Origin of the sequence: Subsaxibacter sp. CAU 1640 (assembly GCF_023156585.1) — a bacterium.
In the GTDB taxonomy this organism is placed as follows: Bacteria; Bacteroidota; Bacteroidia; order Flavobacteriales; family Flavobacteriaceae; genus JBPOFM01.
Genome location: NZ_JALNMI010000001.1, coordinates 283,657 through 304,583 on the forward strand (window position 1 = coordinate 283,657; position 20,927 = coordinate 304,583).

20 protein-coding genes are annotated in these 20,927 nt (G+C 39.1%); 7 read left to right on the plus strand and 13 right to left on the minus strand.

Features of this window, described 5'->3' with window-relative positions; translation table 11 throughout:
- Positions 1-21 precede the first annotated feature (21 nt).
- On the plus strand, positions 22-1,683 hold the full coding sequence (locus M0G43_RS01205; RefSeq protein WP_248022694.1) for an alpha/beta hydrolase-fold protein: 1,662 nt from the start codon (positions 22-24) through the stop codon (positions 1,681-1,683).
- 2 nt (positions 1,684-1,685) lie between these two features.
- Here M0G43_RS01205 and aat read toward each other — a convergent pair whose 3' ends face one another.
- The 3 genes from aat to M0G43_RS01220 all read right to left on the minus strand — a co-directional run bounded on the left by aat (position 1,686) and on the right by M0G43_RS01220 (position 3,865).
- Positions 1,686-2,312, minus strand: a complete 627-nt coding sequence (gene aat, locus M0G43_RS01210; protein WP_248022698.1) for a leucyl/phenylalanyl-tRNA--protein transferase — start codon at positions 2,310-2,312, stop codon at positions 1,686-1,688.
- Positions 2,313-2,574: 262 nt separating this feature from the next.
- Positions 2,575-2,949, minus strand: coding sequence for a DUF3127 domain-containing protein (locus M0G43_RS01215; RefSeq protein WP_248022699.1), 375 nt, complete (start codon positions 2,947-2,949; stop codon positions 2,575-2,577).
- 46 nt (positions 2,950-2,995) lie between these two features.
- On the minus strand, positions 2,996-3,865 hold the full coding sequence (locus M0G43_RS01220) for a flavin reductase family protein (RefSeq protein WP_248022700.1): 870 nt from the start codon (positions 3,863-3,865) through the stop codon (positions 2,996-2,998).
- Positions 3,866-3,986: 121 nt separating this feature from the next.
- Between M0G43_RS01220 and M0G43_RS01225 the strand changes: the two genes are divergently transcribed.
- Together M0G43_RS01225 and M0G43_RS01230 are read left to right on the plus strand one after the other, a co-directional pair.
- Positions 3,987-5,138, plus strand: a complete 1,152-nt coding sequence (locus M0G43_RS01225; RefSeq protein WP_248022702.1) for a sensor histidine kinase — start codon at positions 3,987-3,989, stop codon at positions 5,136-5,138.
- Between the two features lie 15 nt (positions 5,139-5,153).
- Positions 5,154-5,498, plus strand: a complete 345-nt coding sequence (locus M0G43_RS01230; protein ID WP_248022704.1) for a hypothetical protein — start codon at positions 5,154-5,156, stop codon at positions 5,496-5,498.
- Here M0G43_RS01230 and M0G43_RS01235 read toward each other — a convergent pair.
- Positions 5,495-5,884, minus strand: coding sequence for an HIT family protein (locus M0G43_RS01235; protein WP_248022706.1), 390 nt, complete (start codon positions 5,882-5,884; stop codon positions 5,495-5,497). The two genes, M0G43_RS01230 and M0G43_RS01235, sit on opposite strands and share 4 nt — an antisense overlap.
- 170 nt (positions 5,885-6,054) lie before the next feature.
- Positions 6,055-6,528 carry a transcription elongation factor GreA gene (gene greA, locus M0G43_RS01240; protein WP_248022708.1) on the minus strand — a complete coding sequence of 158 codons (474 nt, stop codon included), beginning with the start codon at positions 6,526-6,528 and terminating at the stop codon, positions 6,055-6,057.
- A gap of 166 nt (positions 6,529-6,694) precedes the next feature.
- Here greA and M0G43_RS01245 point away from each other — a divergent pair, with 166 nt between their 5' ends.
- Positions 6,695-7,126 carry a hypothetical protein gene (locus tag M0G43_RS01245; RefSeq protein ID WP_248022709.1) on the plus strand — a complete coding sequence of 144 codons (432 nt, stop codon included), beginning with the start codon at positions 6,695-6,697 and terminating at the stop codon, positions 7,124-7,126.
- A gap of 182 nt (positions 7,127-7,308) precedes the next feature.
- Here M0G43_RS01245 and M0G43_RS01250 read toward each other — a convergent pair whose 3' ends face one another.
- The gene (locus tag M0G43_RS01250) at positions 7,309-8,004 is read right to left on the minus strand and encodes a hypothetical protein (RefSeq protein WP_248022711.1); all 696 of its coding nucleotides are present in this window, start codon (positions 8,002-8,004) and stop codon (positions 7,309-7,311) included.
- An 84-nt stretch (positions 8,005-8,088) separates the two neighbouring features.
- Positions 8,089-8,538 (minus strand): hypothetical protein, encoded by a 450-nt coding sequence (locus M0G43_RS01255; protein WP_248022713.1) that lies wholly within the window; start codon positions 8,536-8,538, stop codon positions 8,089-8,091.
- 987 nt (positions 8,539-9,525) lie between these two features.
- On the opposite strand from M0G43_RS01255, the gene M0G43_RS01260 reads away from it, so the two are divergent.
- Positions 9,526-10,335, plus strand: a complete 810-nt coding sequence (locus M0G43_RS01260; protein ID WP_248022714.1) for a hypothetical protein — start codon at positions 9,526-9,528, stop codon at positions 10,333-10,335.
- Between the two features lie 101 nt (positions 10,336-10,436).
- Here M0G43_RS01260 and M0G43_RS01265 read toward each other — a convergent pair whose 3' ends face one another.
- From M0G43_RS01265 to M0G43_RS01285, 5 genes are all read right to left on the minus strand, one after another.
- Entirely contained in the window at positions 10,437-11,633 is a 1,197-nt protein-coding gene (locus M0G43_RS01265) for a T9SS type A sorting domain-containing protein (RefSeq protein ID WP_248022717.1), read from the minus strand.
- A 527-nt stretch (positions 11,634-12,160) separates the two neighbouring features.
- A complete protein-coding gene (locus tag M0G43_RS01270) occupies positions 12,161-12,649 on the minus strand; it encodes a hypothetical protein (protein WP_248022719.1) in 489 nt (162 codons plus the stop codon).
- Positions 12,650-13,536: 887 nt separating this feature from the next.
- Positions 13,537-14,586, minus strand: a complete 1,050-nt coding sequence (locus M0G43_RS01275) for a serine/threonine-protein kinase (protein WP_248022721.1) — start codon at positions 14,584-14,586, stop codon at positions 13,537-13,539.
- 3 nt (positions 14,587-14,589) lie between these two features.
- A complete protein-coding gene (locus M0G43_RS01280) occupies positions 14,590-15,057 on the minus strand; it encodes a hypothetical protein (RefSeq protein WP_248022723.1) in 468 nt (155 codons plus the stop codon).
- A gap of 79 nt (positions 15,058-15,136) precedes the next feature.
- A complete protein-coding gene (locus M0G43_RS01285; RefSeq protein ID WP_248022724.1) occupies positions 15,137-16,030 on the minus strand; it encodes a hypothetical protein in 894 nt (297 codons plus the stop codon).
- Between the two features lie 873 nt (positions 16,031-16,903).
- Between M0G43_RS01285 and M0G43_RS01290 the strand changes: the two genes are divergently transcribed.
- Both M0G43_RS01290 and M0G43_RS01295 read left to right on the plus strand, forming a co-directional pair.
- On the plus strand, positions 16,904-17,299 hold the full coding sequence (locus tag M0G43_RS01290; RefSeq protein WP_248022725.1) for a hypothetical protein: 396 nt from the start codon (positions 16,904-16,906) through the stop codon (positions 17,297-17,299).
- A gap of 96 nt (positions 17,300-17,395) precedes the next feature.
- Positions 17,396-18,517, plus strand: coding sequence for an alkene reductase (locus tag M0G43_RS01295; protein ID WP_248022726.1), 1,122 nt, complete (start codon positions 17,396-17,398; stop codon positions 18,515-18,517).
- Positions 18,518-18,690: 173 nt separating this feature from the next.
- Here the strand turns inward: M0G43_RS01295 and M0G43_RS01300 are convergent, their stop codons facing one another.
- Positions 18,691-20,919, minus strand: coding sequence for a TonB-dependent receptor (locus tag M0G43_RS01300; protein ID WP_248022728.1), 2,229 nt, complete (start codon positions 20,917-20,919; stop codon positions 18,691-18,693).
- Positions 20,920-20,927: the final 8 nt, after the last annotated feature.

Consider the following 20,927-nt stretch of genomic DNA (forward strand, 5'->3'; position numbering starts at 1 on the left):
TAAGTCATATATCCATTTGAAATGAACTCCTATTTAAATGTACTCGTTATTCTATTTAGTGTTCAGTTGCTCAAAGCACAATCGAACATAACCATAAACGTCACAGTACCAGCAGGGACAGACCAAGTGTATGTCACGGGAAACCAAAATGCCCTAGGAAATTGGGATGCTTCAATGGTTAAAATGAAGCAGGTTTCGGACACCCAGTTTAGTCTCACATTAAGTCTTGATCTTCCTGCCGAATTAAAATTTACCCGTGGCAGTTGGGAAAGCGAAGGAATTATCAAAAGCATAGATGACAACCCCAACATCATAATTCCAATGTATGCCAAAAATGTGTACGACTTTGTTGTAAAAGGGTGGATGGACACCATTTCACAGGATGCTTTTATAAAGGACTACGCTTTTAAAACAATTGAATCGAGGCATTTAAACCAAAAGCGCCGTATAAAAATATACCTTCCAGAAGATTATGACGAGAACAATACATATCCAGTATTTTATCTGACAGATGCTAATTATCTTCCCAATTTTGAAATTGCTGTTCAGTATATTTCTCAACTGGTTAATTTTTCTGTAGTACCTCCGTGCATTGTGGTAGGTATTGACCAGGAATCAAGAAATGACGAATTAGATGTCTATTTTTCTGAAAAAGGCAAGCGTTTTAAAGATTTTATTTTCGACGAGCTTGTTCCGTATATCAATAAAATCTATAGCACTTCCGGATTCAATACAATAATTGGCCATTCAGATGGTGCAACTTTTACCCATCTTTTAATGACTTCAGAAAATTGCCCATTTAGAGGCTTCATAGGTATAAGCGAAGCTCTTTTTGGGACACAAATTGATGATATTGCAAAAGTTGTAAAGTCTTATAAAAACCAAAAAGATTTGTATTGGTTTGTTGCAAACGGCACTTTTGATTCAGAATTTAGAATTGAATCGGGAAAAAGCATAGACAGCACCATAGTTGCAAACCCAAATAAATTGATACATCACAAACAATTGACCTACGCCGCAGACCACAACGATTTGGTGGCAAAATCATTGCTGGATGGCATACAGTTCATTTTTAAGGATTACACGCATTTGAATAATCCAAAACTTACCGATTCTTTAAGTAAATCCAGAACAAACCCGATTGAATTTTGGGAAGGCTACACGACAAAAATCGTCAATAGTTATGGTATCGAGCTACAAATGAACGATTATGATTTTTATGCCCTGACTGATATGGCTGTCAACCAACAAGACACCATTCTGTACAATGAAATCCAACAAAAGTTTAGCAAATTTTCGTTTTATAACCAAATGGAAGGCTATTCGATGATGGCACAGGATTATGAACGAATGGGAATGAACAAAGAGGCGCTGAAGCTATGGAAAAAGAATTTGGAAAAAATTTCCTTTTCACCATTCTATTACCAACGGCCCAGTTATCTGTTGGCATTTAAACTTGACAGACCAAAAGATGCCATTTCATTTCTTGAAAAATCAATTGTTGACAATCCAGAATTAACATTATACTTCCATTATTATATTGCTCAAATCGCAATAAAAAAACAGGTTTTAAAATCTAAAGCAAAACAGAGTTTATCTTACTGCGAGAGTAACTATATCGACAACCGACGCTTTTCAAGAGAGGATCTTGAAACGCTTCGTGAAAAGTTAAGCAGTTGGTAACATTATTTAAGGTAATTTAAAAACTTTTCCCTTGAAATTTCTTCTGCTCCCAAACTTTCAAGATGTTCCGTATATACCTGGCAGTCTATCAACTTGTAGTTAGTGTTTTGGATGAAAGAAATAAAGCCAACCTTGCTAGCATTGCTGACCTTGCTAAACATACTTTCGCCGCAAAACACGCCATTGCCTGTATCCACACCATACAAACCGCCTACAAGGTCATCATCCAGCCACACTTCAATAGATTTGGCATAACCCAATTGGTGTAACTTTAGATAGGCTTCTTGCATACCATCGGTAATCCAAGTGCTGTCTTGTCCATAACGCTTTGCCTTTGCACATTCTGAAATGACGCTTTGAAAGTCTTTATTGACAGTGACCACAAAATCCTTATTTCTCATCACTTGACGCATACTTTTAGAGACCTTCAGGTTTTCTGGAAACAGTACAAAACGCGGATCTGGTGACCACCACAAAATAGGTTCTTCTTCATTGAACCATGGAAAAATACCTTTCCTATAGGCCAACAACAAGCGTTCGGGCGACAAATCACCACCAAATGCCAGCAAGCCATCTTCAGTGGCAAAAGACACATCAGGAAACACCAATTTATCGCTTAAATAAAACATTTATTACTATAACGTTTTCGTAGATTTTTGACTGTTAAAACAGCTCTTGAGCTTTGATTATCAAAGATTTTTAACCATATTTGAAATGACCTTTATCTTTTAAATTTGTTCATCATTGCTTTTTTGAGTTTGCTGATAAAGGTCAAACCTAAAACCACAACTTTGGAGTCCCAATTGCAAGATTGGGACTTTTTCTTTGCCAAAAATAGAAAACCTCAACATCTTGCAATATTGAGGTCTTTTTTAAATTTTGCTGACTTTCTTAAAAAGGCAAATCGTCGTGATCGTCTTCATTTAGGTCATTCGCTGGTTCAAATGCCTGAACTGGAGCTACAGGAGGCATATTACCTTGTGCACCCTCTTGAAGGCTTTCGATTCTCCATCCTTGGATGGAGTTGAAATATTTTGTTTCGCCTTGCGGATTCACCCACTCACGACCTCTTAAGTTGATATTCACTTTCACATTTTGACCAACTTGATAGTTATTAAGTAGGTCGCATTTATCTTGAACAAACTCAATCATAATATGTTGAGGGTATTGCTCTTCTGTAGTGACCACCACTTCTCTTTTCCTAAAACCATTGTTTCCAAATGTTTGGGTGTCGCCTACCATTTTAATTTTTCCTTGTACTTCCATCTTACTCTAAATTATTTATTCTAAATTTCTATTCTTTATTTTCTGATTAGGACAGCAATAATTTCCAAGCCCTTACCACATCACCATAGCTTAAATAGTTACTGGCAATTTTATGCTTTTCCCTGACTGACATTTCCTTGATGTTTGGATAGCGTTCGCTCACTTCCACCACAAACTCATCAATTTCTTGCTGTGTGGGCAGTTTTGAAACATTGCCAAGCATCCCTAGGTCATTCCCTGTCAAGATCATGCTGCCTCTAATCTCTTCTGGAATGGCATCAACACCAATTCCAAGATTCTGCAAAGGCTTCGGAATCTCAAAAAAGCCGCTTTTGGCTCGGTTATAATAGTTGCCTCCTGCTCTTGCTACCAAATCCAGTTTCTCTTGAATAATGACATTATCATCATCCAAAACTTCCTCTGTAATGTGCAGTTTTACCACTTCACAAATCACCAAATTACCAGCGCCACCTTCTTCGCCTAAGGAGATGATGTCATTGACTTTGCATTCCATCTGAATGGGTGATTCTGCCACTCTAAATGGTTTTACCTTATCAGATTTCAGCATCGTCAACCCTGATTTTTCAAACTCATTGATGCCCTTTGGATATTCCGTACTACTCAATGAGGTTTGCTGCACAATGTCATAATTCACCACATTGATGACCACTTCCTTTGTTGCCTGAACATTTTCCAAGGTATGTTTGACTGTATTATCTCTCACGCGACGCGCAGGTGAGAAAATCAGAATCGGCGGATTGGCACTAAAAACATTAAAGAAGCTAAATGGCGATAAATTAGGGTTGCCTTCGGCATCTATGGTGCTTGCAAAAGCAATAGGTCTAGGCGCCACTGCACTCAATAAATAACCATGAAGTCTTCCTGTAGAAAGGTCTTTAGGGTCAAAAGAAATCATCTGTAATTTGTTAGAAAGCAAATGTAACGATATTGGCAAACCTATAAAAATGATTTAACCTATTATCTAACAATAATATTAACATATTTGCATTATATTTAAAATTGAAAAAATCATTTGGATGACCTTTAAAATGAACCGAAATATTTTGCGATGGCTCATCATCATGGCATCGTTTATCATCATTTCGTTGATCCTTTGGAATACCTATACATTTTTTCAACATTTTAAAGCCGAAGAGCGCACCAAAATGCAAAATTGGTCTTTAGCACAGAAGGAGTTGAGCAAAAACACGGATTTGGATACAGATATTGGAGAATTGCCCATACAAATTTTGTCCAGCAACTCTACAACTCCAATGATTAAAGTAAACAAGGACGGCAGTATAGAGCATAATAATATCAATCCTGAAAAAGCAAAAGATTCCGTTTATATTCAAGAGCTAATCATAAAATTTAAAAGCGAAAACAAACCTCTGGAAGTTCGATACGGTGATAGCGTCTATTCCACCATATACTATGGCAACTCTCCTCTAATCAACAAACTCAAATACTATCCGCTAGCCTTATTGCTCATTATTGTATTGTTTGGAGCTGTGGTGTACTTTTTTTACAGAAGTTCGAAGATTGCCACGCAAAACAAACTATGGACGGGAATGGCGAAAGAAACCGCACACCAAATTGGTACACCCTTATCATCGCTGGTAGGTTGGACAGAAATCTTGAAGTCGGAGAACGTGAACCCTTCCTATCTGGAGGAGATTGAAAAAGACATTACCAGACTGCAAACCATCACCGACCGCTTTAGTAAAATCGGCTCGGTGCCCACGCTTCAGAAAGCTGACATTGTAGAGGCGACAGTCGATTCTTATGAATACCTCAAAGCGCGTTCTTCCAATTTGATTGATTTCCATATTTCTGTTCCTCAACATCCCATTTACGTCGAATTAAATACACAATTATTTAGTTGGACCATTGAAAACTTGGTCAAAAATGCCATCGATGCCATGAAAGGCAAGGGCAAGCTGAAGGTCGCCATGATTCAAACAGATAAGTTTGTGAAAATCACTATTGAAGACACCGGTAAAGGTCTTCCAAAAAACCTTTATCACAAGATATTTGAACCTGGCTTTACCAGTAAAAAACGTGGTTGGGGACTTGGGTTGTCCTTGGCAAAACGCATCATTGAAGATTATCACAATGGCAAAATCAAGGTCTTGCATTCCGAAGTAGGCAAAGGCACTACGATGCAAATTTCTTTAAAAATAGTTTAGTATATTTATCACCTTATGGAAGATAAGTTTTTCACAGTCAAAGAGGTCGCTCTCAATAACCATTGTCCAGAATGTTATTCTACAGATGGCTTGCGGCTAACCTTTAAACAAAAGTTTGTGGAAAACACGTTTTATAGAGCCATCTCTAAAGATACCAAGCATAGTATTGTCTGCGAAACCTGTGGTACTGATATCTATCCTGTGCAGTGGACAGATGATTTGGAGCGCGTCGTGGAATATCAAGAACGCGCCTTTGTACCTAAAGCAGCGACTTTTAAACTCAAGAATCTTACCTGGATTATACTAGTAGTGGTGATAGCTATTGTAGTACTCTTAAATGTGTATCTCTTCAACAATTAAAGTCGGTCGCTGATGCTTTTGGCAATAGCTTCAAACTCTTCTTTTTCGAGCGTTACTTTATTGATAAAACGGGCATCGTCCATAGAATTCAACGGAATCAAATGCACGTGTACGTGAGGAACTTCCAGACCAATCACAGACACACCCACACGCTTGCAAGGCACTGCTTTTTTAAGCGCAATGGCAACACTGCGTGAAAACTCCATCAAGCCCACATAGGTCACCTCATCCAAATCAAACAATTGGTCCACTTCTATTTTTGGTACGCAAAGGGTATGACCTTTGGCATTTGGGTTGACATCCAAAAAGGCAATAAAATCTTTCGTTTCGGCTACTTTGTAACAAGGTATGTCGCCATTGATGATTTTTGTGAAAATTGATGCCATGAGATAGACGTTAGATATTAGACGTTAGACTTGAGATGCTGATGAAAGACATTTAGAACAGATTAGTTTTAAGTCTCATATCTTATGTCTTAAGTCTCACGTAAAGATAAAAAGAAAATCCTGTCCGAATAGCTCTGAACAGGATTGTTATGATAAAAATGTGCGCTATTTTACCTCGATATTTCCAAAATATCAAACTTCATCACACCATTAGGCACTTGGATGTCTGCCACCTCGCCTACCGATTTGCCCAAAAGGCCTTTCCCAATAGGTGAATTCACAGAGATTTTACCCGACGCCAAATCGGCCTCGCCATCTGCCACCAAGGTATAGGTCATTTCCATACCGTTGGTTTGGTTCTTGATTTTAACTTTAGACAATACCAATACCTTCGACATGTCTAGTTGCGACTCGTCTATCAAACGCGCATTGGCGTGGATTTCCTCTAGCTTGGCAATCTTCATTTCGAGCATGCCTTGAGCCTCTTTGGCCGCATCATATTCAGCGTTCTCGCTCAAATCACCTTTATCTCTTGCCTCGGCAATGGCCTGCGACGCCTTTGGGCGCTCCACATCTCTTAAGTGATTCAACTCTTCTCTTAATTTTTTTAATCCTTCTGCAGTGTAATAAGATACTTTACTCATGACTTCATCGTTTACTTATAATAATCTCTGCTATTCTTCGTCCCTCATTGGGATGAGAGTTCAGCATAAAAAAAATCCCGCTCACACGAGATTGAAACACAAATATACGAAATATTTATTGCAACCTATATTTTGTCGTAAATTGCAACTCAAATTTTTTAGCCCAATGAACCGAATTTTAGTCTTGATATCTCTTTTAATTTTAAGTGCTTGCAGTAGAAGTGACCGCGATGACGGCTGCCGATTTTTAGTCAGCAATGCGGTGGTTGATGCCGATATCAACCTCAATTTGCCTCAATACGAGCCCTTACGTTTTACAGGCAACACCATCTACATCCAAAATCAAGGGATAGCTGGTATTTTTGTATCGAATGCAGGCAACGGAAATTTGAGAGCTTTTGATGCTGCTGACCCGGCGCACGCACCTACCTCTTGCTCCCGACTCAACAATGTAAGCGGCATCGGCACCTGTGGCTGTAGTGATGAAAATGAATACAGTCTTTTAACTGGCCAACCCGTTAATGGTAGTTCCGAGTGTTTGATGCGCGAGTACCGTGTGGAGAGTATAGGTACTGATATGTTTAGGGTTTATAATTAAGGTTATTGCCTTAATGTCATACTGATGGTATTCATTGTTTTAATGGGCTCACTGGAAAAAATTTGTTTTGTCGGCTTTTCGTTTTCTACCTTATGGATATGATGCAAACAAATACGTCCACATTTTCTCAAAGTCACATGAAAAAATTCCACTATACTTAACTTAATCAGCTTTACTTTACATTACAAAAAAAATGGTTTAATTTTAGTGCAATTGGTAGAACTAAAATCATTTAATTCCAATTTTGAGATTTGTTCGGATGTTGCGTTTTCAACATGAATGAGCTTTGTTAGTGTTTTGTTTTTTTTATCATAGACTTGAGATATACCATAAGGAAACATTTGACTTACAAAGAGGGCAGGTTGAATTTTCCAATCCAAAGTGGTATCGATAACTATCATAAAATTACCATCTTCGTGAACATAAGCACTTTCTGTAGGTTTGAGCTCGAATAGATCCGTTTTTTCCATTTTTTTAAATTTGACAGGTTCTAATTCGTAACATTGATCAGATGACGCATCTAATTTTATATTTCCTTGTCGATAAGAGAATACGAAATTTTCATCCTCAAAATTTGCCGATATACCAGGATCGAGATTAGGAAAAATATAACCATCTAAAAGGAGAACATTTGAGTTTGCTATAAAATTCCTTTGAAAATTATCAAACGCAGATTTAGCGATATTTTCTTCTAAAGAAATATCTTTTCCAAAATCATTTGTATTAAATGTTTTGTATGAAAAGTAGGAAGGCACAAATTTTTTTGAATCTTGCCCAGAACTTTGGAGAGAAGATACATCGGGAAATGAAGAAACTTGACAAAGTAACAAAAACACTGTCACTAAACCACTAGTAAAGCTTAATTCTATAGATTTCATAATGTTCAGTTTTAAAATTATCTAAATTAAAAAAAACAGAGCCATTTTAAAATAGAATGGCTCATGACAATGACAACGCTATATTCAATTATTACGGATTATAGCTTGATTGATTTCTCTGACAAGGAGCTGTTCAAATTCCTTTTTATTATTAACATGCACATCATCGAAGACTGGCAATTCATTAATTGTATGATCACTATTAGACCTCATTTCTATATCAAAATTAACAGAGCCAGAGCAAGCACCACTGAAAGATAAACTGCCACTTACATTGGTAACCTCATTCTTTAAAATGCTATAACTGACAGTAATATCATACGTCATAACACAACCATTAATCGTTAATGACCCTTGTAAACGAATATCAACAAAATATATCAAGTCTATGGCTAATAGGTTTTCTTCAAATGAACAGTCGCTTACAGTATAAGCATCTATATTTTCTGTAACTGAATTCAGCTCGCTAGCAGCATGATTTGTTGTCCACATTCCTAAAAACAATACTGGCACAATTTTTAAAATATTTTTCATAATTTCTAAATTTTAAACCCTGCATTTATTTGCAAAGGCATTTGTTAAACATAGCTGTTTAAGAAGTCTAAAAATTAAGAAGTCTGTGTTATAAGAAGTCAATAAAATTAAGAAGTCATTTTTGCGCTATTGTAATTATTAGGGGTAATTAAAAAAACAAGCGCTTGTCATGCTGCAACAGTTTGTTGTCCGGTAGTGCCAAGGTGACTTCTTACTTCCCCCAACATTCACTTTCCAACATCATAAAGTAAAACAAAAAAAGAATAAAATCAAAATTTTCTGACATAATTTGTTTAAAATCAGCAACCTACCAGTTTTAAGAGCTTACAAGCGCATTTTACGGAAAAACCGTAATGAAACAGCCCTTGACAGACCAAACTTTAACAGTCTGTGTTAAAAAAAATCCATCAAAAAGCAGCATTTCAACGAATTCTCCACCTTTTTCTACCTCAAAATCACTTTTATCGAATTTATTTACTTTTAATCGATTTAAATCATTCTTGCTAATAAAACAGCTCTTTTTCTGACAAAACAATTTTTTCGCCCCGCCTTTTTGACCAAATTTTGCATTTTCAATAATGCAAATTACTAGTTTTTAGTAGTTTACAAAAAAATATATTTTGCCATGTCAAAACTTTAGCATTAATTCGTACCTGTTAAGTGATGCCCCAAATGCTTGATGTACAAAAGCCCTCAAGACTTCACAAGACGACTTAAGTCTTTTATTACAATTTTATTTTTTTTTAATGCGATGCTATCCATCATACCATGAGGTGTGAGGATACCATACCCTACACACTACGGAGTCCTAAAACCATGGCTTCTCCAGTGTAGGCGCATCAACCCACAAGCTATGGTGCCCCAACGTATATGGAAACAACCCATATCAACGGTCACACGCCGGACCTTGAAATCGGCCATGACAACCCAACCCTGGGTCATGAAACCAGCAATGGTTTGCAGCAATCCAACCAGCTTATGGAGGAGGTGCTACAGGGTGAGGAGCCACAAGCTCCGACTGCAAAGACGGATAGTCCCGATGCAGAAACTAGCAAAACCAAAGAGGAAGCCCAACAGGAGAAGACGAAGCATAACTATGCACGTAGTATTGCGAATACTTTGACTAGTTGTGATGAGTTTATTGCTCATGTTACTTTGATGGCCGGGTATGCGGTGAACCGTGAACTTTATGAGCCAGTGAACCTTAAGCTGATGCGCACACAAGGTTATACACTTGTGGAGGGCGTCACTACTTCAGAGGCCAAATGGCGCTATGCGGTGGCTTACCGTAAGGATATTTTTGATGCTTTTGAAATTAAGTTGTCGCGTATACGTGCAGAGCTTATTTTGAGTGGTGCCTCCGACATTACTGTGGCACAGGTACAAAGTATTATTAGAAAGTTGCGTGGTGAGCGAGCTGTAGCTAAAGATCCTAAAAAACCTGACTCTGACTATAATAGTGCGAGCCAGACTAATTTTGACGATGTAGTAGCAAACTTTGCGCGACTTATAGCAATGTTGGCTGGAGATGATGATTATAACCCGGTGATTGATGATTTGAAGTTGCTTGCTCTGGAGAGTGAACTTGAGTCTATGGGCACTGCGAATATGGATGTGATAACTTCAAAAGCGGAGTGGCAAGCTGCGATTACGGCACGCAACAATTTCTTTAACGCTGATGTGACTGGACTTGTGGATGTGTTTATGACCTCAAAGAAGGTGGTACTTGCTAACTATGGGTTTAAAAGCCTAGAGTATAAGCGTGTAAAGGGATTATATTTTATGAAAATAAGATAGCCCCAACACCTCTCACAAGGAGGACTTCAAAAAAACCACAGCTCTGTAAAAGGGGCTGTGGTTTTTTTTGTTTGAGGTCTTTTTTTAGGCGACCGTAGGATTTATTGCTTTATTATTTTTACACAGGTTTGTTTATTATTCGATATGATTTTGCAGAGGTAGATACCTTTACTGAACTCTTGAAAATCGATTTGTGTATGGGTATTTGATTCTGGTTTGTACTCTTGTAGCAGTCTTCCATTAATATCGTAAATAGCAATAGCCGCTATTGAAGTTGTACTCTCAATGGTAAGTTGTTCGACGACAGGGTTCGGATATATTCTTAATGTTGGTGCCTTTTCAATATCGTTTATAGATAATGCATTACATTCTTCTTCATTTTCGACGAACGTACTTGAGGCATCAACATTCCAATTAGGAAGATACGATGCTGTGGGGTCATCTACATAGATACATGTCAAATTTGGATTGATGTTACCATTAAAATTGACGATATTTTGATTGTTGCCATTCCTCACGTCCATTGTTTCCAGTGCATTGTTACTGACGTTCAACCAAACTAGATTGAAATTGTTACTTAAGTCTAAACCAGTGAGTTCATTAAACATGGCATTTATCTCTATCAGGGCGCTATTGTTACTGACATCTAAAGCGGTCAATTGGTTGTTGTATACTTGCAGAAACGCTAGATCAGTTAGTGTACTGACGTTGATATCGGTGAATTGATTCACTGGCACTATCAAGGTTGTTAAGGAATATAGTGTACTTAAGTCTAGATAGGTTAACTGCTCATTGCCTGATACTTCCAAAAACTCCATGACAGGATGGTCCGCCAATACTACGTTGGTCAGCATACTGTGATTGTGGATATATAACTGTACTAGGTTGGGATTGTTGCTAAAGTCTAGACTGGTAAACACATTGGATGTTAGATAGATTGTTTCCAACAAGGTGTTATTGCTAAAATCGAGATTTGTAAGTTGGGTGGCTGTTATTTCCAGATCAATTAAGGCGGTATTGCCCGTTAAACTCAACGATGATAGCGATGACCCATATATCGAAAGCGCGGTTAGATTCGTAAAGGCTTCCATACCTGTCATGTCCACGATGTCGTTATTTGTAATGGTTAAAAAATCAATCGTTTCTGCCTCGGAATATTGAATTTGATTATCACCATCTAGGTCTGCCCCAATGCTTATCAAGAAATTAAGAAAATTGGTATCAGGTATGTTAACGGTTTGTGCGTTGCCATATGACAGGGCAAAAAAGAACGAAACCAATGCGTATATATGCTTCATGGAACAAGGGTTTTTAAGGTGACCAATATACATAATTAACTTTTTGTTTTTTGGATTAGATTGTTTTTGCACGTGTAGGTTTTAGTTTGGTGGTGGTTGGCTTAATATAATGTCTTACACTTGACGGCACTCGTTGCAAACGAGCGCTAGCGGGGGATGCAATGACCACACGAAAGGATTCGTGCGGTAGCGGAGTATTCGTCCATATGCTGCGCAGTTGTAATCCAAAAAAAGCTTACTTGCTTTTTTATTCGTCCATGTTTATTTTGCTATTGGACCTCATGATGTGCTTCGCAGTTTTCATTGCCCTAAAAAAGTAACAAAAAAGGTCTAGCCTGCGGTTTTTTGTTCACCCGTTACGATGTGAAAAGCGAAACAAAAAGAACTCGTGTTTGCTTTGCAAACCCTCAAACAGCTTTTTGTTTTTTTCGCTTTGTCACCTCTACGGGTCCCGAAGTCAAAACCGAGGGCGTGTATTGCCGCCTGCGGCGGCAATGAGTTTATGTTGCATCTCATACTATCTATTCTTATCCTAAAATGGTAGGTGGTACGGCTTCTAAATTTTCGAGGTTGGAACCTTTGTGCAGCAGCTCGTTGATGGCCTTAAAGTCGCCACTATGGAATAGGATTTTCTTGATGTCCATACCGCAATAGGTTTGCCAATGTTCATCTATGTCATTTTTGAGTTCCATTAGGGTTTGTGAGTCCTTGAATTTATGGCTGGTGGTGGCGCCGTCTTCGGTTTGTATGTTGTAATAGTCTGTCCATTGGACTTCTGGAATGACTTTTCTAGTAAAGAAATAGGGGATGAACAGGTATATCAGGGTGGTTTTGTTATCTGATTTGGTGAGCTTTAAAATTTTATCTTGAATGGCATCTGGGTTATCAAAGTTGTCGATAAATGCCACAATGGCTTCAAAGTAGATGGACTTTGAATGCATGGCCGCTTTGGTTGGGCTTTCTGTTGAGAAGTCCTTTTTGTTGCTTTTGCCGAATAGTTTTTTAAATAGTCCCATGTTATATTAAGTGGCTAACGTGTTATGAATTGCGTACCCAATATAGTCATTTATAGGATTACTTTTTATGTGGGTGGGGTTAGGTGTTTATTGGTTGTGTGGACAAGAGTTGCAGTGAAGACGGGAGACAACGTAGAGTAGGCAAACACTACGTTGTTAAGAACTAGTTAACATTGTTTATAAAAATGTCATTCATTTGAAAGTAATTTAATCTAATTTTACCAAAAGAAAAGCACCTCATCTACGAAGTGCTTCTAGAGTTGGAAACAATGATTTTGATTTAACCACAATAAATTGGCCATGTCCAAAGTGGCTGATGGGTTAAACGGGATTGTCGATAAAGCTTCCAAAACTTTATCTCCAAGAGAAACGTCAATGTACCAGCATTGGCGTTTTTTTTATTCAACAAACTATTTAAAACTCCCTCTGAAGTCAAAGAATATTTAATTGCTGACAGTACAAATGTAAACAATATTTAACAGTTCGTAATTAGATATAACTATGTTTCTATTAACAAGAAATAATTATAAATAACTAATATTCAAATTGTTGTAATATTTGTTAATAAATGAACTCAATTATTATAGCACTAACTTTTTAGTTAATACAAAATATATTTGACGTAAAATGAAATCAGAAATTTATCCTCTCATGACTTCAGTAGTTAGAGGTTTATTTGTATTAAGGGGGCTGATTGTTGCGAAGTTGAAGGTCTTCTCAGAGCCTAGGGAAAGTAAAATTTTATTTTTTTTGTACTCGCCAATAATGCCCATCCTTTATTACATTAATATTTTCCATATTCAAATCTCGTTTGGGTGTTGATTGTTTTGGATAAATATTATCGCATCTTTTCAGTCCGTTTGGATTATATGTAATCTTTTTCTTTGTCAAATTTCTTTTAAGGCCTTTTTCAACTTTGATAAAACGTTGTTTTTAGTAAGATTATTATGTGAATGGGAGTTAATCTTCGTGCTATTACCGCTTGCCTTCATAGTTTTGGTTGAAGAAAGTAATGGATTATTAATATTAGAGCTATCAAGTTGAATTTGATATGTACGATCATTTAAGTCCTTGACATAAGTAGTTACAGCACCATTTTTCTCATATCTCCAATCCAAATTTTCATCAATATCACTTAATTCATTTATTAACTCTAAAACATTTTTATGCCTATCCTTAATATTAACATTTAAAGCTTTATTGATTACTCGTTGTAATTTTAAAGGAACGTGCGGTAAATAAGCATTTCTATCAGGAAAATTTCCTGTTTGAATAGCTTTAATTTGAGCTGCCTGATTTGGAAAAGAACATTGTGCATAATAATGATTGTTTCCATTCAATAATCTATAGATCGTAAGACCAGCTAAATAAATATCGAACTGTATAGTTTTATCAGTATTTGCAAATACTTCTGGAGGCATTTGCTTTGCATACACTTTGTCAGGGCTTGCAAACCCAAGATTATCCATAGCTTTTGCCAAACCAAAATCAGACAATAAAGCTTCATTTGAATCTGATAATAATATATTATCGGGCTTTACATCGAAATGCATCAAACCTTTTGAATGTATATTATTAAGACCTGATAAAAATTGTATTGAATATCTAATAACTTCTCTTATGGTCAAATGTTGTCGATCCATTGACGATTTCAATGATCCATTTTTGTAATATGGCATTGCTATGTATATATTATCATTATCTGAACAGCCATAATTAACTCCAACAACAAATGGATGCGAGGAAGCATATAAAATTTTCGCCTCTCTATAATATTCAGAGGGATTAGACAGTTTGGCCTTCTCAATTTGTTTCACAACTATTTGTCCATCTAATTGCTTGTCATGAGCAATAAAAACACTTGAGTTTCTACCTTCTTGGCCAATATCTTTAATAGTTTCAAAGTTTAGTTGAGCTGTTTGTAATCCTAAAGGCATAATTTATAAATTTAAAGCACTAAAAGCTGCCATTATACTTTCTCTTTCTTCTAGGGATATTTCAGACCAAAAATCAAAATCCATAAAAACTTCATTATTATTTGCGTAGGGTTTAAAATCGGCCCTGTTGATTCCTAATTTTGCGCTGATATTTGAAATCTGCCCAACGTAATATTTGTTTATTGATGAACTGGCTATCAATTCCTGTATAACTCCTTCCATGTAGATTCTTGGAACATTTACTGTTCTAGCATTTGATTCAGTTATCCTTATGCAAGCTAAAAGCACTTTGTTTTCGTTAATTATATCACTCATAGTACTTCTTAAAAATTTCAGCTGTTCAGGAGTTTCCAAAGATTTTGGAATTACTATATGGTCTATTAACTTTATTTCAACTTCATCTTCCCATTCGCTAACAACCGAAAAATAAACTTTATTAGGACTTACCCTTATTCCTATTGCTACTTCCATAGTATAGTTATTTTTTTTAGACATTACTGTCATGGATTTTTTTGCCAAAATTTACATTAGCTTTATGTTCTACTTAAATTCACAGTTTACTTAATAATACATAATCATTATCAAAATCGTCTATTCTTAATATACTTTTTGGGTCACATAGCGCTTCTACATAGGATATTTCTGGATTTCCATAATCCGATTTTACTCTATTAAAGCAGCCTTTCTTTTTAAGAACAATGAAGACTGTTCCTTTTTTAAGGTCGTCTTCTGAAAGTTCGAGTCCACAGTTAAAGGGAATTGTTTTTGAATGAGCAAAGTCATTCCCGTAATCAGCATAATTACCAAGATAAGAACCATAATCTTTCCACCTTCTGAATTTATATTTCAAAGTTCCTAACAAACTCAATTCTCCATTGTTCATTTTATATACGAATATAGGTGGAAGCACTGGATCATTATTTTCTGATGTAACAGAAACCCTTGCTAGAACATGGTTATTGCCTCTCTGCGCATCACGTAAAAAATATTGATGTCCGTAATCGTCAAAAGTCCAACGTTTACCAATCCATATCTTTTCGAATTTTAATGTTAATTCATCATATTTTACTGTTGAATTTGGAGTCAGAATTTTAAAACCTAACGCCTTTTTCCTTTCCGCTTCAAGTTCTTGCTGTTTTATTGTGGCATCAATTTTTTCTATTTCCTTGGAAGCAATATCAGCATTATTGGTTCCTACATAGTTTTCAACAACTCCCTGAAATTCAACTTTAGCTCCCTTTAGGTCATTCTCTGAAAGAAGTTTTCTTGCTCTGATAATCCTGTTTTCCGCTGTATTCTTAATTTCTACGAGTTCATCAGAGCAATCTTTTAGTTCTGACTTGGTTTTCTCAAGTTCATTTTGCAATTCAGATATTTGTTGTACATCAGTACAACCCATTAATATCAGTAATCCCAAGTTATATACAAGTAATTTTCTTTTCATCAAATTATTAATTAGAGGTTCATTTAATTTAAGGCTCTGCTTTAACATGATAGCTAATGAAGCTTAATCAATACATTAACAGTGACAAATTCAAATTTAATGACATTGCAACACCTAGATGTGCGGAAAACCGCATACCAAAAAAACTGGTTGCTTTGAATTACTAGGGAGAGCTATAAACATAGGGAATATTTTGTTTGGTTGGTTTTGTTAGGCGATGAAAGTTAGGAATTATTCGTTGAAGCGTCCTCCCCCTGCCCCTCCCAAGGAGGGGAGACTATGAGATTGTTTTGGTGGAAACGTCGAAGTTACAAGGGGTTATGAGCATGGGATGTGGTGCGGTAATGACGGGATGTTGGACCTTTGCGACGGGATTGAGGGAACACACGCGGGGATGAAGGGAACACACGTCGGGTAAGGGACAACACACGCGGGGATAAAGGGAACACACGCCGGGTAAGGGACAACACACGCCGGGATAAGGGGAACACATACCGGGTAAGGGACAACGCACGACGGGATAAGGGGAACACACGCCGGGTAAAGGGCAACACATGACAGATGTACCGCAACACATGAACGGAAGGCGGGAACACACGCCCGATGTAGGACAACACATGCCCGATGTGCGACCACACACGACAGATGTTTGACCACACGCGACAGATGTGGGGTGCTCCTTGACTGTTTTGGGGGTTGTAGTTAGGTATCTGTGATGTGCAGTGACCGATGTGGACATTGTGATGACTGATGCCCCTAGAGCAGCTAGCCGACAACGGTTAATCTTTTCCTAAATCCGCGTTAACAACTCTTAAAACCATTGACTTGCGCTGATCCTTTAGTTATCTTATGGTAAATTAAAATCATACCATTATGAAAACTATAAAAATACTCTTCACATTTACTTTACTATTCACTTTTTCTGTTGCACATGCGCAGTTTCCCAAAACGGAATCGGACAGAGGCAATGTGGCCTACCAAGCAGACCAACTCACGGAACGCTACAACAGTCAATTGGCGCTGACGGGTGTGCAACTGCCGCTGTTTAAGGAAGTGGTGGAAAAATACATCAAACTGGCGGATGATGCCAAAGCCCGATTAGACGGCAAAGCTGAACTGGATGCGCTTGTAGAATTGCAAGCCAGAGAAACCCTCCAAATGAACGACATCTTGACGCAGCCGCAATACCGACTTTACAAAAAACTGAAGTATGACTATCAACCTTTGAAAGTCGTTGATCCAAAAGACGTGAAGAAGGGCGACCAATAGTCACGGTGCCTTCGCCATAAGAGTCAAGCCTTACTCGTTTAGAGTCAAGGATACCTATGTAAAATTCTGAAATTTAATCTCTCAAACAATCATCTTATGAAAAAACAACCCCTCTTGGAACCATTCGACCTGAATGGTTTACCATTACAAAATAGAATCGTCATGGCACCGATGACACGTAGTCGTGCCGCCAATAAGGACAAAGCACCCACTGAAGACCTCCATGTGCCGTACTATACACAGCGCGCCACGGCTGGCCTCATCATTACCGAAGGCTCGCAAGTGTCTGAACAAGCCGTGGGCTACATCAATACCCCTGGCATCCACTCGCAAGCGCAGGTGGAAGGCTGGAAAAAGGTGACGCAATCGGTACACGATGCCGGTGGAAAGATCTTTATACAGCTGTGGCACGTAGGCAGAATGTCGCATCCTGATTTTCACGATGGGGAGTTGCCTGTGGCGCCATCGGCCATCAATCCGCATGCGAAGTCCTACACGCCTGACGGCTTTAAGGACACTGTGACGCCAAAGGCCATGACGCTGGAAGAGATTAAAATTACTGTGAACGACTTTAAACAGGCTGCCAAGAATGCGGTGGATGCAGGCTTTGACGGGGTGGAGATCCATTCTTCCAATGGGTATCTGTTTCATCAGTTCTTTAATGGCACGAGCAACCATCGTGAGGACGAGTATGGCGGCAGCATTGAAAACCGCGCACGTTTTTTCTTTGAAGTGCTCGATGCCATTAAGCAGGTGATACCGCAAGAGCGTATTGGGGCACGATTTAACCCGAGTCTGCATAATATCTTCGGAATGACGATGGATGAAGACACCATTCCTACCTTTGATTATATCATCAAGCGACTGTCGGACGAGTATGATTTGGCATACATTCACCTTTCGGAACCCTTCAATGATGTGTCGGACGTGGAATTTGCCGAGCCACACATTGCGAAGCGTTACAGACCGATGTACAAGGGTACGTTGATGATCAATTCTGGCTTTGACCAAGATAGTGGTAACAAGGTGATAGAAGACGGCGATGCTGATTTGGTAGCCTTTGCGAAATTATACATTTCCAATCCTGATTTGGTGGGACGTTTTAGAGAAAACGTCGCCACAGCGCAATGGGACACGGATACCTTTTATACGCCAGGACCTGAAGGTTATATTACCTATGAAGCCAAAACGCGGGAGTTGCTGCCTGATGGGGAGTAGGCTTAAACGATTTGGCATATGAGCGCATTGTGCAATCAGTAGAAAGAAACCTTTTTTTTGCCAATTACAAATCTATAAATACAAAAGACAGCGGTGTTTTGCTACACGCTGTCTTTTGCTGTTTTAGTAAGCCCTCTGCCGAGTGTAACGACAGATTTTCGGATGGTGGTGACTTAAAACTTGAGTGTCACGCCCAATAAGAAATTAGTCGTTGCCTGCGGGTAATACCCAGTTCCTTCAATAGTGGTGATGGTGCCTGGCTCGGAAAAATCATCATCATAGGTGTAATAGTAACCGTTTGACACGTACTTCTCGTTGAAAATGTTGTTCACCAAGCCCGTAAACACGATGGATTTAAAGAGTTTGTTGGTGTTCCATTCGTAGGTGATGTTCAAATCATTCACCAAATAGCTGTCCAACTTGGAGATGGCGCTCTCTGTGTTGCTCATAAACTGCTCCCCGACGTACTTGCTCAAGAAAGCGATTTGAAAGTTTTCCTTTGGTTGAAAGATGAGGGCGTTGGCTGCCACCACTTCGGGCGAAAAGGAGATGTCGGTCTTGCCAAGGTTGACCAATGCGCCATCCAAAGGCACGATGGTTTCCTTGTTTTTGTTGGAGCTCAAGGTCAGATTGGGCCTCAAGGCAAACGTCTTGGTGAGTTTGATGCCCGCTTCGAGTTCGAGACCAAGGCGGTAGCTTTCGCCGCTATTGGTACGCACCGGGTTGCCCACACCGTCCACAGCACCCGTAAGCACCAGCTGTTCATTATAATGCATATAGTACACATTGCTGTTAAAGGTGAACTTGTCCGAAGTATGCCTCCACCCTAACTCAAAATCGTTGAGTTGCTCGGGCTTTACGGTGGCGTTGTTTTCAAAATCGTCGCGATTAGGCTCACGATTGGCGCGTGCATAAGAGAAATAGACGTTGTTTTTGTTGTTCAACTCATAGGTAATCCCAGCCTTTGGATTGAAGAAACTATAGTTTTCATCAATCTCCAAAGGAATCCTGTCCGAGTTCAACCCAGTCGTGCGATAATCTACCAAACGCAGCTGCAAGTCGCCATACAAGCTCACTTTGTCATTCAAACGGTAGGTGGCTTTTGTAAAAACGTTGAAATCTTTCTTCTTGCCGACGCCCTCATAATATCGGTCGCCCGTTTCACTATCGCTGGCGAAGCGCGCCCAGATGATTTCGCCAAAGTGGTCACCGATGTACGAACTGTACGAGCCACCAAAGGTGAGGTTGAGCTCGTTGTTTTTGTAATTAGCACTGGCATTTGCCACGTAAAAGTCGTTATCGAGCCAACGACGGCGAATCAAATCGGTACTGCTGATGGTTTCGCCACCAATGTCGATGGGTGTTAAGTCGTAATCGGCAAAATCCTCGTCCTCACGGTACTGCTCGAAGAAGCCACGGCCGTAGGTGTAGTTCAACGCAAGGTTAGTCGACCAACGATTGTTGAGTTTTTCATTCCAGAGGAATTGGTAATGGTCCTGTTTATAGTCATCGACCTCATTGTCGTGAAAACGCACGTTGCCATTTTCATCCGTATAGATACCCGAAGGGTTGAAGGTTCTGTCATTAGCCAAGGTCTCGGCATCAATGCCATTCCACGCCTGATACGTCAACTCCGACCCACCAAAAGTAATGGCCTTGATGAGGGTATTGTCATCAACATACGATGCTTGAAGGAAATACGACTTTAAGTTGGCGCTTGCCCTATCGATATAGCCATCTGATTGAATGTTGGAAAGACGACCAGCGATTTCTATGTGGTCATTAAGCAGCCCCGTACTGAATTTGACGGTGTGTTTACGCGTGTTGAAGCTCCCGAAGCTGTTGGCGATTTCGCCAGACGCCTCCTTGGATACTGCATCTGTAAGAACGTTAACACTGGCACCGAACGCCCCAGCACCATTGGTAGACGTACCGACACCACGCTGCAACTGAAGGCTCTCCACGGACGATGCGAAGTCTCCGAGATTGACCCAGAAAGTTCCGAGCGACTCCGCATCGTTATACGGAATGCCGTTGATGGTGATGTTGGTGGATTGGGCATTGATACCACGCACACGGATGCCCGTGTAGCCCACCCCTGCGCCTGCATCGGTAGTCGTCACCACTGAAGGCAAGTAATTGAGGAGGATGGGAATGTCCTGCCCGAGGTTGCGCTTCTCAAGGTCTTTTTTAGTGACGTTTGAGTGCGTGATGGGCGAGGTTGCGTCCACCCTTACGGATTTGACGAGGACCTCATCGAGCGTTTCGACTTTTGTGGAGTCTTGTTGCGTTTCTTGGGCAACGCCAGAGAAGGCTGCCAGCGACAAAAGCACTACTGAAACTTTTGTACGAGCTTCCTGCCTGCGCAGGAATTGAGCAAATTGTGAAAAATTGTTTTTCATCCGAAAAA